A 15,845-nucleotide genomic window follows, 5' to 3' on the forward strand; every position below is an offset into this window, starting at 1 on the left:
ATTGTCGGCCTTAACGGAAACGTATCGCTCACCTATCCTCCATAGTGTGATAACTTCCACAGTAAAATTTACTAACAGGTTCATACTCCAAGAGTTTTTCACTAAACAAACAGTTGCTAGCTGTCTGATCACAACGACCTGCAAAAGGGATATTGCCATGGCATTATTACACCGTTTCTTGGATAACATTACTGTTGCCCGCAAACTACAGCTGGGGTTCAGCCTGGTATTGGTATTGACGTTTTTTGTGGCCTGGATGGGTTACAGTGGCGTGGAGATGATGATTAACCGCAGTGAGAAACTGGCGGTGACCGCAGAGCTCAAAGACACCCTGCACCAGTTGAAGTTTATCCGTCAGGACTACCTGCTTACCGGAAACCAGCAGGAGTTACAGCGTTTCAATACGCTGGTTACCAAGGTGCGCGACACCCTGGTGCGCGATGCGGATCATTACACCGATGCCAAGGATCAGCAGTACATTCAGACAGCACAATCCGCATTGCAGCAGTATGTGAAGGGGTTTGAGCAGGTGCGGCAGTTGCGCCTGGAAAAACTGGACCTGCGTAAAAACTGGATTGCCATCGGCAATGATGTGATCAGCAGTTTTTCCACCCTGGAGCAGCATCTCAGTTTGCAAGCCGAGCAAGGGGCAGAAAGTTGGCTGACCGCACTTTCCGCTGCCCGCATCAATGAGCAGATAGCCATGATGCGGTATTACGTGCGTGGCTATATTTTTGAACCGTCCGACAAAAATCTTGCAGGCGCCAAACAGAAAATAGCCGATATCAACCAGTTGGGTAAAAACCTGCAGGTGCCTGCCTCGGAGCAGTCCCTGCTTGATGGCGCGGTGGCGGCCCTTTCCCAGTATGAAACCAAGCTGGGCGGACTGGTGGATGTAGATCAGCGCATTGCCAACACCAAAGCGCAGCTGGAGCAACATGCGCAGCTGTTGGTCGGTAATATTGACAGCCTGGTAGACTCACAAACCGGCAAGCGCCAGGCCGATGGCAACCGGGCCAAACAGCTGGTATTGGCGGTGTCCGTATTGGTGCTGTTACTGGGGATCGGCTGCTCTTTGTTGATCACCCAGCAGATCACCGCACCATTGGCGCTGACCGTTACCGCCGCCCGACGCATTGCCGGCGGCGATTTGACCCAGAAACTCAGCAGCAACCGTAAAGATGAGCTGGGCACCTTGTTGCGGGCCATGGGGGAAATGAACGACACCCTCAAAGACGTCCTGAGCCAGATTGACGGCAGCGTGGTACAGCTCGCCAGCGCCGCCGAGCAGTTGTCGGCGGTTTCTGAGCAAAACAGTGCCGGAATGCAGAGTCAGCGCAGTGAAACCGATCAGGTGGCAACCGCCATTAATGAAATGACCGCCTCCGTGCAGGAAGTGGCCAGCAACGCCGAGCAGGCAGCGCAGGCGGCAATTGATGCGGACAATGTCACCACAACCGGCAATACGGTGGTGGCCCAGTCGGTACAGCATATTGAACACCTGTCTGCAGAGATTACCAGCACCGCCGAAGCCATGGCCACCCTCAAGGAAGAAAGCGACAGCATCGGCTCGGTGCTGGATGTGATTAAAGCCGTGGCAGAACAAACCAACTTGCTGGCGCTTAATGCCGCCATTGAAGCCGCCCGCGCCGGAGAAGCCGGACGGGGCTTTGCCGTGGTTGCCGATGAAGTGCGCAGCCTGGCCAGCCGCACTCAGGCCTCTACCGAAGAGATTGAAAAACTCATCTCCAGTTTGCAGCACGGTACCCAGGAGTCGGTGCAGAAAATGGATCGTAGCCGGGCCCTGAGTGAAGAAGCGGTGGAATTTTCCCGTAAAGCCGGTAGCAACCTGGATGATATTGCCCGGGCCGTTGCCAAAATTCAGGACATGAATCATCAGATTGCCGCGGCAGCGGAAGAGCAAAGCGCGGTGGCGGAAGACATTAACAAAAGCGTGGTGCGGGTGCGGGACATTGCCGAGCAGACTGCACAAGCCTCAGAAGAAACCTCCCAGGCCACAGAAGGCGTGGCAGCGCTGGGCGTGCAGCTTAAAGGCCTGCTGAGCCACTTCAAGTTGTAATCCACTTTCCATTGATGATGGCAGGCGGCAGATGGCCGCTTGTCATCCGTCGCCTCTGCATTGCCTTTTGCCCGTTGGCAAGCCATTGATTTTTAATCCCTGTCGCTATACTGTTTCGCTTTCGGGTGCGTATCGACATCTGGCGCAGCTGGGCACATGCATGGGGGAGTGATGATGAGAGGGTTTTGGCGGCTATTACTGCTGATTGCCGTGTGTGGCTGCTGGATGCCGGTTATGGCAGCGCCTGCCCAGCGCATTGTGGCACTGTCGCCCCATACGGTGGAGTTGCTGTTTGCCATCGGTGCCGGTGGCCGGATTGTAGGTGCCACAGATTTTGCCGACTACCCTGCAGAGGCTCAAAAAATTCCCCGCATTGGTGGCAGTTACGGCATCAAGCTGGATAAATTGTTGGCTCTGTCGCCGGATTTAGTGGTGGCCTGGGGCAGCGGCAATCAGCCCCAGGATATTGCCAGACTGCGCCAATTGGGCATTCCCCTTTATGTTAGCCAGCCGCAAACCTTGCAGGATGTGGCTCATGATTTGCGCCAGCTTGGGCAACTCACCGGTCGGCAGCAGCAGGCGCAGCAGTTGGCCGATGACTATTTGCGGCAACTGCAGGCATTACAACACAGGTACGCCGGCCAAACGCCCGTGAGTGTGTTTTATCAGCTGTGGCCCAATCCGCTCATGACCGTGGCCAAAGGCAGCTGGATTGAGCAGGCCATTCAGGTGTGCGGCGGCAAAAACGTGTTTGCCGATGCGGCCAGCGCCTATCCTCAGGTCAGTCTGGAAAACGTGTTGTTGCGCCAGCCTCAGGTGATTATCACCGAGGCCCAGCAGCATGACGGCCAATCCCTTGACTGGCAGCAATGGCCAGAAATCCCGGCGGTTAAAAACCGGCAAATCTATGCCATCGACGCCCAGTTGCTGCAGCGTCCCACCTTGCGGGTATTGCAGGGGCTGACACAATTATGCCAGGTGATGGCCAAGGCGAGGGATGCATCCGCCAAGCCCTGAAAGGCGTCATTCCAAGCTTGGGTTTAAAGCTTGTCAATGTGTTGTTTCAGTTGATAGCCATCATCCGTCACAATGCTTTCCAGTGTGATGAGCCGTTGTTTCATTTCGCTCATCTCCTGGCGCATCTGGGAAAGTTCCTGCTCTGCCACCACGCTGCCTTTACGTTCCAAATAGGCATTGACGATTTGGTAGATAATGCCGCCGATGATGGCAATCACCGCCACTTCAAAAGGTCCCATCAATCACTCCTGTGAGAAAGTTGTATTTAATAAAATCAGCAAAAATCATACCAATAAAAAAGTAAAACAATATCAATACGTTGTTTTTTTTCGTTGTAAGGTTTTGGCACTTTTCACCATGTATTTGTGAATTTGACCACAACTATTTTCGGGTGCGCCATTGCCAGGCGGGCGTCAGCGCAGAAAATAGCGCAGCAGCAGCTTTTGCCACCAGCGCTGGTACGGCGGCTGCATCAATCTGGCGGGATTCAGCCGGCCTTTGATTAACACGGTGCGGCTATGGCTGAACTCCCGAAACCCCTCTTCGCCGTGGTAATGCCCCATTCCCGAAGGGCCAATGCCACCAAAGGGGGCGTCATCGGCGGCCACATGATAAAGCGCATCGTTAATGCACACGCCGCCAGAGTGGGTTTGTTGCAGCACTTGCTGCTGCAGGCTGGCATCAAAGGTCAGTAAATACAAAGCCAACGGTTTGGGGTGGCGTTGTACGTACCGTAGGGCTTCAGATACGGATTCATAGCCCAGTACGGGTAATATGGGGCCAAAAATCTCCTGTTGCATGACCAGCATGTCGTCAGTCACGCCACTTAACAGCAAGGTGGGCCATTTTTGTTGCTGGGACAGGGTTTCCATGTTGCCGTAAGCCGGAGTGCAGCGGGCGCCTTTGCTGATGGCATCCTCAAGCAGCGCAAGCAGGCGCTGGCGATGATGGGCATTGACGATAAAGCTGTAATCCCGATTATGGGAAAACTTGGGATACATGCGCTGGAAAGCCGTTTGCCAGCCGTGAATGAATGCCGCCACTTTTTGCTGAGGGCAGCAGACATAATCCGGCGCCACGCAGGTTTGCCCCGCATTCAGGGTCTTGCCATAAAGCAACCGCTCCACCGCCAGCTCGAGCGGCATGTCATCGGCAATGATTGCCGGTGACTTGCCCCCGAGTTCCAGCGTGACCGGCGTGAGGTTATCCGCCGCAGCGTGCATTACGGATTTGCCCACAGCACCGGAGCCGGTAAACAGCAGATGATCAAAAGGCAATGCGGCAAATGCTGCGGCCACTTGGGCATCGCCTTCCACTACCGCAACCTGGGTTTCATCAAATACCTGGGCCAGCAGCTGCCGTAATGCCTCATTGGTTTTCGGGGTGATCTCCGACAATTTCAGCATCACCCGGTTGCCTGCCGCCAGGGCATTGATTAATGGGCTGAGCGCCAGCATCACCGGGTAATTCCACGGCACCAGAATGCCGCACACCCCTTTGGGGTGGTAATCCACCCGGATTTTGGCCGGTGCCAGCAACATGCCGCTGTGGCGTTTTTGGGATTTCATCCAGCGAGGCAACCGGCGCAGGCAGTAATTCAGGTACGTGATCACGGGCAACACATCCCCCAACAGGCTGTCGTAATGACTGCGATGGCCAAAATCCCGGCTCATGGCACCGAGCAACTGGGGATAGCCTGCCAGCAACGCCTTCTTCAACGCCTGCAGCTGGTGTCGGCGCTCGGCCAGTGACGGGTAGGGCGTTGTTGCAAATGCCTGTTGTTGGTGGTGTAGTAATTGTTGCAATGGCACCGTGGCTGATGATGACGGGCTGACAGGCTGAGAGGATTCCATCATGGGCGGCACCTTGGATAATGGTCAGAGAGTATCCAATGCTAAGCCACGGCGCACGGCCTGACAAGCGCCGGCCGATATTGCCCAGGATCACGGAAAAAACCACATACCCTTACTAAACTTATGGATAAGAAGTTGCCAGACAGCTTACAGGAGGTTAACCATGGATATGAAAGTGCACGGAATTTCCATTGGTATTGAAAACCATGGCGATTCTGACTTTGTGTTGTTCATTAAAGCAACCGGAACCTTGACTCACGAAGATTATGAGTACATGGTTCCCATGCTGGAAGCCGCCGTTGATGAGGTGAAACAGCCACAGTTGTTTGTATTGGCGGATCTCACTGACTTTGATGGCTGGGAAATGCGCGCCATGTGGGATGACCTGAAACTGGGGATTGAACACGGCCGCGAATTCAAGAAAATCGCCATCCTGGGCAGCCGCGGCTGGCATGAATGGATGGCACGGGTGGCAGACTGGTTTACCCCTTCTGCCGTGAAGTTTTTCGAAGATCGGCAGGAAGCCGTGAACTGGCTGCGGCAATGATCGTGGCCAAACCGGCAGGCAGCGCGGAGGATACCGTAATGCCAACCTGCGATTTCATAATTTGGGAGTCCTTCCCACAAGGAGGTCATGATGCGCGGTAAAGATATTCTTTGGCCAACAGATTTTTCTGCAACGGCATCTCATGCATTACGTTATGCCATTGATATGGCAAACCATTACAAAGTGGGTCTGCGGATTTTGCACGTCGTGGATCAACCCGTGGCGGATGCCAGCTACCAATTGCTGGTGGTCACCCCTGAAGAACTGGCGCAAAGCATGGAAAAAGCGGCTGCCGAGAGCATGCACAAATTGCTGGCACAGCTGGACACGTCGCTGCATGTGGAAACCATTATTCGCCGTGGCGATCCGGTAGAAGAAATTCTGACCGAAGCCAAGGATGCCGAAGTGGGCATGATTGTGCTGGCAAGCCATGGCCGCAGCGGCCTGAGCCATTTCCTTAACACCAACGTTTCTGAGGAAATTGCCAATCAGGCCACCTGCCCGGTACTGGTTGTCAAATAACGGCCAGCTTGGGTTAAGTTAAGTCTTGTCCCCATGAAAACGACAGGCACGCAGCTTGCTGCGCCTGTCGTTTTTTTTGGCTGAAGGCTTCACGTTTTGGTTGTTGCCCCCAGCGGTCAATTTTTTGGGGGTTGCGTCAGCCAGCATCAATATAAGATTTTTCTTGTCTCTTGGCGGTGTTATCCATTATTTTGATAAGTCAATTGATAACAACAGTTTGTCGGTGTTTTTGTGCCGGCAACGGAATTTTGTCTATGTTGCAGTCTGAACATGTCACTAAACCGCAATTGGCTTTTTTGCGCAAACTGTATCTGGCGCATCTGATTGATGATCAACAACATAACCTGTTATCGCTGCACAAAGTCACCGGTATGCCCCGGCGCACCTTGCAAGATGCCATTGCGGCATTCAGCGATATCGGGATTGAGGTGGAGTTTGTGCAAGACGGTGTCCGCAATAATGCCGGGCATTACCGGATTAACACCTGGGGGCCGGTAAACAGTGCCTGGGTGGGTACCCATCTGTCGCAAATTGAGCGGCTGTTGCACCCACAAGCGGTTATCCCTTCAGCTTAAGGCCTGCCGCTTGCGGGTAGCCGGGGCTGTCATCCGGCCAGGGTTGCTAGATGGAATGGCCGCCAGGCGTCATTATCTGCACTCTCTGCATTTTTGGCGCTGTCAGCACTCTCTGCATTTTTGGCGCTGTCAGCACGCTTTGCATGGCGCATGGCGCATGGCGGTGGTGCGGCATTTTCCCCTTATGATGGTTAATCTGACAATGCCACTTCACTTGACAGCGGCACGGTGCTGCCGTCAAGCAAGCCCCGGTAGAAGCGCTGATTTTCATACAAGAGGATTTCGCCGGTTTCTCCCCCTTTGATGCCGCTGTCAATGGCAATGACTTTGCCATGATAACGGCTGAGAATGTGCGGCTGGGTGGTGTGGCCCACTATCAGGGTGTCAATGCCAAAATGCTGGCGTAACAGGTCAATCTCCGCTTCGCTGGCCAACGGGCTTTTAAAATATCCCCGGTACCAGATGGGTCCGTGTTTTTTATGCAGGTAGCGGGCAAATCCCCGTCGTTTGTTGCGCTTGTCTTTCATCAGGTTTTGGGTGAATACCTGGTTGATTTCTTCCAGGCTGTGTTGCTCTTTTGCCAAATCCGGGTGTAATCCACCGTGGACAAACAGCAAGTTGCCGATTTTTACCAGTACGTTACTGCTGCGCAGCCATTGCCCCAGCACGGTATCTTCGGCATACAGCCTTGCCAGTGGATAGCCAAGGATGTCGGCGGTGTGGCGGTATTTGTCGTGAAGATAGCGGTAGTCGCCATTCAATACCATCACCTCATGGTTGCCCAGTAACAGGTGCAGCTTGCCACCGGCGGTTTGGGCCTGTTGTTGCAGGCGATAGATGAACCACAAGGCTTCGGTTTGTGTGGGGCCGCGATCGAACACGTCGCCGCTGATCACCAGTTGTCCGTGGCCAAATTGCCAGTTGCCGGACACATCAATAATGCCGTGAGCCATCAACAGTTGGGTAAATACCGGGAATTGCCCATGAATGTCACTGATGGCAGCCAGTTTTGCGGGCAGCGGGTAGTTAATCGGCGGGCGGTTGGCAGGTTCGGCCCGTAATTGGGCGCCCATACCGCAGTTACTGAGCCATTGGGGGCGGGTGGGTGCCTTGAAACGCAGCTGTTTGGCCTGGCCGCCACACACCCACAATGCCTGCCAGATGCTGCCCTGATTGAAAACATACGGACCGTCATACACCTGTTCGGGGGCATCGTTATGGGCAGTGGCGCTACCGGCAAACAGTAAGCAGGCATATAGCCATGGCAGTAATAGTAACATCCGGTACATGGTCTCTCCGTTCATAAAGGCGATGGGCAAGCGGTGTGTCGTCAATGGCAAGGGGAGCTTGCTGAATGTGCCTGTTGGTGTGTGGAACGAGGCGTCCCTGCCTCTGTGGGGTTAAGGGTTAGAATTTCAGTGACACGCCCATGTAAGCAAAGCGGCCCACACCGGCATCGTAGGCGCTGGCATAGTTGCCATTGGCCGAGGTGTCCGTATCGCCGGTATTGGGGACAAACGGGCTTTCGTGGTTGAACAGGTTGCGAATGCCGCCATAGAGTTTCATGTCCATATCATCGCTCAGCGCAATCTTGTAAGAGGCTGAAATGTCATGGGTGATGTAGGGATCAAAATAGAGGTACAGCGGCGTTTCCGGGTCGGCCACGCCACCGGTGCCGGCATCCAGCTGCGCCTGATTTTGGGCTTTCAGCGCTTCCCAGTCGCTGACACGTTGATGGGAGTCCACCATGGCGCCTTTATATTTGGTTTTCCAGCGGATGCGCAAATTGTCATAGCGCCAGCTCAGTGATGCAGTGGCCCTGTCGGTAAAGATGCCGCTACTGAGCTCGCCGCTGTAATTGATGGTTTCCAGCCCGTCGTTGCCTTGGTAAGTGGCACTGCGCTCAATCACGTGGGAGTAGTTAACATCCAGCGACAATTTGCCGTAACGCGCCAGTTCGTAGTCGTAACTGGCTGAAATATCATAGCCTTTGGCGTTTTCCTGGTTCAGGTTGAACTGACGCTGGATAAGCTGGGTGATATTGCCCTCCGAGTCGCGGGTAATCTCCTGACAAAACGGATTGTCATCGCCGTAAGGGATGGACGAATCGTAGCACTGTCTGAGGATTTGCTCGTTATCAATGGAGGCAATGGCATCTTTAATGGCAATGTCATAGTAATCGATGGCCAGCTGCAAGCCGTCAATGAACCGGGGCGCTGCGGTAAAGCCCAGGGTGTAGGTGTCGGCGGTTTCCTCTTTCAGGTTTTCATTGCCGGCGTTGGGGGAATAACCGTTGTTGTTGTCTTCATACTCACCGTTGGCGGCAATGGCGCTGGCAATGGCGGGATCCAGACGACAACCGCTGTGGCCGGGTTCGGTGGATGTGGCCGTGACGCCGTCGCAAATGTCATCAAAACTGTCGTGATCGCCGCGGGGCGGTGACATCAGCTCGGTGATGCTGGGGGCGCGTTGTGAGCGGGAATAGTTGGCGCGCACGCTGTAGCCCTCGATGGGGATCCACAAAAAGCCTGCTCGATAGGAGGACATCAGACCGATGTTTTTATGGCTGTAGTTGGCCAGTCGCAGCGACAAGTCCAGATTGAGCAGTTTGGCGCCCGGCTGGTTGCTCAGCAGCGGCAGGGAGGTTTCGGCAAAGGCTTCCCAAACCGATACCGACCCATCAAATGAGGGCACATCGTTAAAGGTAATGGCTTGATAGCGTTGGGCTTCATCGGTGGCCACTTTTTGGGTGTCATGGCGGTATTCCACACCAAAGGCCGAGGTGACCATGCCGGCCGGCATGGCAAACAGATCGCCGGTCATGAACGCCTGGGCGTTCAGCATGCTGATATCGGTATTGATGTAAGGGTTCACCCGAATGTAGTCAGCCGCTTCTGGGGTGATGCTGTTGTGGCCAAACAGGTTAATGGGCACGCAGCCGTTGGCGCGGGCTTCGGGGTCGGCACATTGCACGGTCACGCCATCGGCGGCATATTCCGCATCCAGGGCATAAGCCAGGTTGTTGATGTTGATTTCGTTGTAGCGCCGCTGTTTTTGCTTGAATTGACCATAACCGACAAAGGCTTCCCAATCCCAGTTGCCATCCAGCATGACCCCTTGCAGACCGGCGGATGCCCTGATGGTGGTGCGGGTGTTTTTGTTAATCACGTTACCCACTTCATCAAAGCTGCGATCCCATTTGATGCTGCTGCCGGCGTCCTCGGCAATTTCTGTCGGCACATAAGGATTGCTGCTGCTGATTTTCCCCGCGGCAAACTGTTCGGACTCGCCGGTTTGCGGATTCAGGCGAAATTCATCATCGTTGTAATCCTGCCCTTCCGGCGTGCTTACCCGCACGCTGTCGTTTTGGCTGAAATGCACCTGGAACAGGGCGGTGAGATCATCGCTCAGGTCGTAATTGATTTTCACGGCGCTGGCCAGTTTATCCACCGGCAGGCGCAAAACGTCAGCGGCATAACTGTTATAGCCGTCCCGTTCCTCTTTAAAACCGTTTTGCAGGTTGTTGTCGGCGTCATACCACCAACTGCCAAAGCGCCCGCCGGGAATGTTGTTGGTGCGCTCGCGCCAGTCATCCATGGTGATGTCGCGCAGGCACTGGTCGCCATCAATGGTGTTGTTGGCGTTGCACATGTTGTCTGCATCGTAATCATAGCTGGCTTCGTATTTGGCGCGTTCCCTGTCTGCGGCGGTCAAACCGAACTGCCGGTCCCAGCTGACGGCGGTATAAATGTAACCGCGGTGATCATCAAAGCTGCTGCCGTAGCCGCCATCCAGGGTGAACTCCCGATTGCCGCCAGCGGTGGAGCGGCCCATGCGGGCATCCAGTTCCAGCCCGGTTTTATGGCTTTCGGTGATGATGTTCACCACCCCGGCAATGGCATCGGAGCCATAAATGGCCGAGGCGCCGCCGGTGATGATTTCCACCTTGTCCACCATGGCCGCCGGAATGGTCGACAGGCTCACATAGTTACCGCTGTAACTGTTGGATACCACTCGCCGGCCGTCAACCAGCGTCAGGGTTCTGTCGGTGCCAAGGTCCCGCAGGTCAATGGTGGACAACCCGCTGTTTTGCACGCTGCTTTGCGAGTTGGTGGTGCTTTCCCCGGCGCTGATGGAGGGGATTTCATCCACCAGAATGTCGGCCAGTTCTCCCAAACCGCTGTCCACGATTTCCTCTTGGCCGATGGTCATCATGGGGGTGGCCAGTGAAAAGCTGTCCCGTTTGATGCGTGAGCCGGTAACGGTGATTTTTTCCACGTCAGCCTTGGGTTTTGGCTGGGGTTTTTCCTGCTGAATGCTGTTTTGCGGTGCCGGGCGCTCGGTTTCCGACTCCAGCGTGACCGCCATGGCCGCACCACTGCTGAATAATGCGAGTTGTACGGATAGGGTGAGGATTGTTTTTCTCATCTCAAGTTCCTAAGTGATTTAAAAATGAATAACTTTTGTTATGGCTTCGTTGTTATTGATATGTGCCGAAGCGTTTTTAGTTTTAGGTCACTTTGTTAACGGTTAAATGAAGCTACAAGCACAAACGGCTCGATTCTTTGCCGCTTATACATCTATTTAATCTCTATGGTTAAATTATTCATTTAATACAGTAAGTTATAATTAGTCTTGAGGAATTTCAAACAGACGCACAATGTTTTTGTAATGTTAATGTTATTGAACGCACCCGTGCAATTGGGTAGATTTAAGGCTCGACTAACGCTGCCTGAAACGCCTATTCGCTCATGAACCAGCAAGCCCCCTTCAGATTAGCCGCCTACAGAGTTGAGCCTCTGGAGTGTGCTATTTACTTGCCGGACGAGCAAAAAATCAGCCTGCAACCCAAGTTTATCGGGGTGTTGTGCTATCTGGCGCACAGTTATCCCAGAGTGGTGCCCCGGCAGGAGCTGATTGAACATGTCTGGCAGGGGAATGGTTATGTGGGAGAAAAAGCCCTGACCAATGCCATCTGGCATTTACGCCAGGCCCTGAAAGGGACAGACGGCAATGAGGCGATTCAAACCATACGCAAAAGCGGTTACCAGTTGCTGTTGCAGCCGGAATTTTTAGCCGATGCCGACACCCCTGCGGTAAGTGCTGCCCCAACGCCTGCAACAACGGCCCGAGAATCCAGGGTCATTGGCTGGCGCTGGATATTACCGTTATTGCCGTTGTTACTGCTGTTGCTGTGGTGGCGTTATGAGGTGCCCACTGCCGGGCCGCCCGCCTATGAAGTGATTACCACCCATCCCGGGCTTGAGCGCTATCCGTCGCCCTCTCCTGACGGCCGCTATGTGGTGTATCGCTGGCAGCGGCAGGAGAGCCATCCGGATCTTTACATGAAAGACACCCAACAGCCCAATTTGGCGGCCAAGCAATTGACCTTTGATGCCGCCAAGGAAGGGCGAGCCATATGGGATATGACCGGGCGTTTCCTCTATTACCAGAAAAACGACAAGCAGGACAAATCCTGCCGCCTGGTGCAGATGAACGTGAATACCCTGGAGGAGAAAACCCTGTGGCGCTGCGCTTATTTTGTGGGGCAGGAATATCTGGACATCATGCCGGATAACGACACATTGGCTTACCGGGGCGTGGAAAACGGCCAGCAGGCACCGGCCACCTACCAGCGCAGCATCCTTGGCGGTGAACATGCCAAGCCCAAATGCCTGATTGATTGCGATACAAAAGAGCGCTACATCGCGTTTTCTGCCGATGGCCACTATCTGGTCGTGAGCCGCCGTTTGGGGCGCTTTGCGGAAAATATCTACCTGCGGGAGCTGGCAACGGGGCGTGAGCGCCAACTCACCCATGGCGAGTCCGACATTGTGGGCATTGCCTGGCATCCGGACGGCAAACATATCATTTATGGCGTGCAGCGGGCCGATAGGCGTTTGGGCTTTTTACTCAATATCCACAGCTTGAAGCGCAAACAGCTGGAAATCGACGGCCTGAGTTACCCGGCCTTTGCCCGAAAAGTGCCCTGGCTGTATTTTCAGACCCGCAGCGAATCCTACCAACTTGCCTATTTGCCCCTTGCCAGTGCGTTGCCGTCCAGCCCGTTTCCGCTGCTGCAGTCGGATTACAACCACAAGTATCCGGATTATTCCAACCAGCATGAGCAACTGGCTTATTTGTCCAATGAGTCGGGTTATTATGAAATCTGGGTGTCCGATCTGGCCGGCAATCAGCGCCAGCAACTCACCAAGCTGGAGCGGCCGCTGCTGTTTCCCAAATGGTCCCATGACGGTAACCGCATCGCCTTTTTATGCGCCAGTGCCGACGGGCAAGGGCAATCACTGATGGTGCTGGATGTGGCAACCCGTCAGATATCGCTGGTGTATTCTGCGGCGCAAATTCATAGCCGTCCCACCTGGACGGCGGATGACCGAGGACTGGTGGCGGCACAGGAAAAAGACGGACGGCGGGAGCTGTACCTGTTCCCACTGACGGGTGAACCGCAACAGCTCACTCATGATGGCGGCCGTTACGGGGTGATGCTGGCAGATGGCTCGCTGGTTTATTCCCGGGGGAAATTTGGCTTGTACCGCTTGGCTGCCGGTGCCAAAAAATCGGACGTGCTGCTGGCAGGTTCCCGCTTCAAGGCCCGTTATTCCTGGGTAATGACGGCTAGCGGTGAGGTGTATTTCAGCGACACCACTTCATCTTACAAAGACATCAAGCACTTTTCTCCCGCCACCGGCCGCATTGAAAACCTGGTGCGGTTACCGGTGCCATCGTCGTTAACCGAAACCTCTTTTAGCATTGATGACAAACGGCAACGGCTCATTTTTAGCAACAGCAGCAAGTATCAGTCGGATATCAAGCGCCTGCAGCACATTGCCTTGAACTGAACCGCGCCCGCAGACAATGGATAATGGCGGCTAAAAGTACCAGCTGGCAGCAAACAGTAGCCAGCTCAACAGCAATAGCCCCCAGGGAAGGGCATTGGGGCGGGGGCTTGCGGGTGTTTGTGGGGCCGATGTGGCTTCTGGGGCTTTGGCATCAGCATTGGCGGCGGTGCGGCGTTTTTTGGCCAGCTTGTCCCGGGTTCTGGCTTTGGCCTTTTGCTGCTTTTTGTACTCGGCAATGCCTTTTTCTATGCCTTGGGCAATCAGTTTGGTTTGCTCTTTGGTCTGGCCCGGCCGCTGGGTGGCGCGCGCCATCTGCAACGCTTGCTCCTTGGTTTGCTCGGAAATCGGGGTGTCGGGGGTTTTAGTGGACATAAAGGCTCCGCCAATCATCAGGTATCGCCCATTATACCCATATCGGACCGCGCTGCTGGACGTCATCACCAATTACCGCGACAATCTCTTCATGTTGTTTTCTCAGGATTAATCCTTTGTCTGCCCATCGTCCAACCCAACACCGCCGCGCCGGTGTTGCCGATAACACCACACACCCCCTTAATGCCCGCATGAACCAAGGGGTATTGCCATGGCTGTTGGGGTTTTTGCGGCCGTACCGCTGGCGGGTGGCGCTGGCACTGGTTTGTTTGCTCATTGGCTCGCTGGCCTGGTTGTCGCTGGGGCAGGGGGTGCGGCTGATGGTGGACACGGGGTTCTCCTCGGAGGATACCCGGCAGCTGAATCACGTCATTGTGCTGATGCTGGGCATTACTGCCGTGAGTGCCAGCGCCGTCTTCTGCCGTTTTTACCTGATGACCTGGCTGGGGGAGAAAGTCAGCAATGACATCCGCCAGCAGGTATACCGCCATTTGCTTGGGCAAAGCCGGGACTTTTTTGCCAGGCTGCGCACCGGCGAGGTGATTTCCCGTTTCACCGCCGATACCACCTTGCTGCAAACCGTGGTGGGCTCCAGCCTGTCCATGGCGTTACGTTCATCGGTAACCGTGATTGGCGGCTTGCTGCTGATGGGTTTTACCAGCTGGAAACTGACCGCGCTGGTATTGCTGGCGGTGCCGCTGGTGTTGGTGCCCGTGGGTATTTTGGGGCGCAAGGTGCGGCAACTGGCACGCAGCAGCCAGGATAAAGTGGCCGATTTGGGCGCCTTTGTGGATGAAACCCTGCACGAGATCCATACCGTGCAGTCCTATGGTCATCAAGCCCACGATCGCCAGCGCTTTGACCAGCATTTGGCCGCGGTGTTGCAGGCTGCCAGTGGCCGCATTTTTTACCGCTCGTTACTGATTGCCGGAGTGATGCTGCTGAGCATTGCCGCCATTGTGCTGGTCACCTGGGTGGGGGCTCATGACGTGATTGCCGGAAACATCAGCGCCGGGCAACTGTCGGCCTTCCTGTTTTATGCGGTGATGGTGGCCGGTGGGGTGGCCACCATCAGTGAAGTGATTGGCGATATCCAGCGGGCAGTGGGAGCCAGTGAGCGTCTGCAAGAGCTGGCCGGTGCGCCGGTGACAATCGCCGAGCCGGAGCATCCGCTATCTTTGCCGCAACCGCTGCAAGGGGCACTGGCGCTGCAGGATGTACAGTTTGCCTACCCCGGCGGCGATACGGTGTTGCAGCAGCTCAGTTTCAGCATCAAGCCCGGCGAGCGGGTGGCGCTGGTGGGCCCCAGTGGCGCCGGCAAAAGCACCTTGTTCCAGTTATTGCAGCGGTTTTATCTGCCAGATGCCGGCAGCATCACGCTGGATGGGGTGGACATTTCACGGCTGTCATTGGCCCAATTGCGGGCCCAGTTTGCGCTGGTGCCGCAAGAGTCGGTGATTTTTGCCGACAGCGTGCTGGAAAACGTCCGTTACGGCCGCCCGGAGGCCACCATGGCTGACGTGATTGCCGCTTGCGAAGCGGCCCATGCCGATGAGTTCATCCGGCATTTCCCTGAGGGGTACCAGACCTATCTTGGCGAGCGCGGCGTGCGTTTATCCGGCGGGCAAAAGCAGCGCATTTCCATTGCCCGGGCCATTTTGGCCGACCGGCCGTTTCTGTTGCTGGATGAAGCCACCAGTGCGCTGGATGCAGTGAGTGAAGTGATGGTGAAAAAGGCGCTGGACAGATTGATGCACGGGCGCACCACACTGGTGATTGCCCACCGGCTGGCCACGGTACTCAATGCCGACCGGATCCTGCTGCTGGACAAGGGGCAGCTGGTGGCCAGCGGCAGCCATCAGCAGTTACTGCAAGACAGCCCGTTGTATCACAAGTTTGCCAGCTTGCAGCTGCTGGCCCAGGAGACGACCGCCCCGGATGGGGCACCGTAGCAGCCTTTGCAAGTCATCGGGTGAGTTATTTGGCGGTTTGCGTATAGACTGGGCGGCAGTTTTTACG

Annotated in this window: 12 protein-coding genes; 7 read left to right on the forward strand and 5 right to left on the reverse strand. The window is 55.2% G+C overall.

The window, feature by feature from the left end:
• Positions 1 to 157 precede the first annotated feature (157 nt).
• Together ACIDEJ_RS03105 and ACIDEJ_RS03110 are read left to right on the forward strand one after the other, a co-directional pair.
• Positions 158 to 2,080 carry a methyl-accepting chemotaxis protein gene (locus tag ACIDEJ_RS03105; protein ID WP_411986638.1) on the forward strand — a complete coding sequence of 641 codons (1,923 nt, stop codon included), beginning with the start codon at positions 158 to 160 and terminating at the stop codon, positions 2,078 to 2,080.
• 174 nt (positions 2,081 to 2,254) lie between these two features.
• Entirely contained in the window at positions 2,255 to 3,097 is an 843-nt protein-coding gene (locus ACIDEJ_RS03110; RefSeq protein WP_411986856.1) for a cobalamin-binding protein, read from the forward strand.
• A 23-nt stretch (positions 3,098 to 3,120) separates the two neighbouring features.
• On the opposite strand, the gene ACIDEJ_RS03115 is transcribed toward ACIDEJ_RS03110, so the two are convergent.
• Together ACIDEJ_RS03115 and ACIDEJ_RS03120 are read right to left on the reverse strand one after the other, a co-directional pair.
• Positions 3,121 to 3,336 (reverse strand): hypothetical protein, encoded by a 216-nt coding sequence (locus ACIDEJ_RS03115; RefSeq protein WP_411986639.1) that lies wholly within the window; start codon positions 3,334 to 3,336, stop codon positions 3,121 to 3,123.
• Positions 3,337 to 3,510: 174 nt separating this feature from the next.
• Complete coding sequence (locus tag ACIDEJ_RS03120) at positions 3,511 to 4,953, reverse strand: coniferyl aldehyde dehydrogenase (RefSeq protein ID WP_411986640.1); 1,443 nt, start codon at positions 4,951 to 4,953, stop codon at positions 3,511 to 3,513.
• A gap of 160 nt (positions 4,954 to 5,113) precedes the next feature.
• Between ACIDEJ_RS03120 and ACIDEJ_RS03125 the strand changes: the two genes are divergently transcribed.
• From ACIDEJ_RS03125 to ACIDEJ_RS03135, 3 genes are all read left to right on the forward strand, one after another.
• Complete coding sequence (locus ACIDEJ_RS03125) at positions 5,114 to 5,497, forward strand: SpoIIAA family protein (RefSeq protein WP_411986641.1); 384 nt, start codon at positions 5,114 to 5,116, stop codon at positions 5,495 to 5,497.
• Between the two features lie 90 nt (positions 5,498 to 5,587).
• On the forward strand, positions 5,588 to 6,019 hold the full coding sequence (locus tag ACIDEJ_RS03130) for a universal stress protein (RefSeq protein WP_411986642.1): 432 nt from the start codon (positions 5,588 to 5,590) through the stop codon (positions 6,017 to 6,019).
• 254 nt (positions 6,020 to 6,273) lie between these two features.
• A complete protein-coding gene (locus tag ACIDEJ_RS03135; RefSeq protein WP_411986643.1) occupies positions 6,274 to 6,594 on the forward strand; it encodes a winged helix-turn-helix domain-containing protein in 321 nt (106 codons plus the stop codon).
• Between the two features lie 191 nt (positions 6,595 to 6,785).
• On the opposite strand, the gene ACIDEJ_RS03140 is transcribed toward ACIDEJ_RS03135, so the two are convergent.
• Both ACIDEJ_RS03140 and ACIDEJ_RS03145 read right to left on the reverse strand, forming a co-directional pair.
• The gene (locus tag ACIDEJ_RS03140; RefSeq protein WP_411986644.1) at positions 6,786 to 7,883 is read right to left on the reverse strand and encodes a metallophosphoesterase; all 1,098 of its coding nucleotides are present in this window, start codon (positions 7,881 to 7,883) and stop codon (positions 6,786 to 6,788) included.
• 118 nt (positions 7,884 to 8,001) lie between these two features.
• Positions 8,002 to 11,022: a TonB-dependent receptor domain-containing protein gene (locus ACIDEJ_RS03145; protein WP_411986645.1), complete on the reverse strand. Its 3,021-nt coding sequence runs from the start codon at positions 11,020 to 11,022 to the stop codon at positions 8,002 to 8,004.
• A 389-nt stretch (positions 11,023 to 11,411) separates the two neighbouring features.
• Here ACIDEJ_RS03145 and ACIDEJ_RS03150 point away from each other — a divergent pair, with 389 nt between their 5' ends.
• The gene (locus tag ACIDEJ_RS03150; protein WP_411986646.1) at positions 11,412 to 13,454 is read left to right on the forward strand and encodes a winged helix-turn-helix domain-containing protein; all 2,043 of its coding nucleotides are present in this window, start codon (positions 11,412 to 11,414) and stop codon (positions 13,452 to 13,454) included.
• 30 nt (positions 13,455 to 13,484) lie between these two features.
• Here the strand turns inward: ACIDEJ_RS03150 and ACIDEJ_RS03155 are convergent, their stop codons facing one another.
• Positions 13,485 to 13,826, reverse strand: coding sequence for a DUF2956 family protein (locus ACIDEJ_RS03155; protein ID WP_411986647.1), 342 nt, complete (start codon positions 13,824 to 13,826; stop codon positions 13,485 to 13,487).
• A gap of 191 nt (positions 13,827 to 14,017) precedes the next feature.
• On the opposite strand from ACIDEJ_RS03155, the gene ACIDEJ_RS03160 reads away from it, so the two are divergent.
• Positions 14,018 to 15,778 (forward strand): ABC transporter transmembrane domain-containing protein, encoded by a 1,761-nt coding sequence (locus ACIDEJ_RS03160; RefSeq protein ID WP_411986857.1) that lies wholly within the window; start codon positions 14,018 to 14,020, stop codon positions 15,776 to 15,778.
• Positions 15,779 to 15,845 lie beyond the last annotated feature (67 nt).

The organism is Shewanella mytili, from assembly GCF_046765975.1.
In the GTDB taxonomy this organism is placed as follows: Bacteria; Pseudomonadota; Gammaproteobacteria; order Enterobacterales; family Shewanellaceae; genus Shewanella; species Shewanella mytili.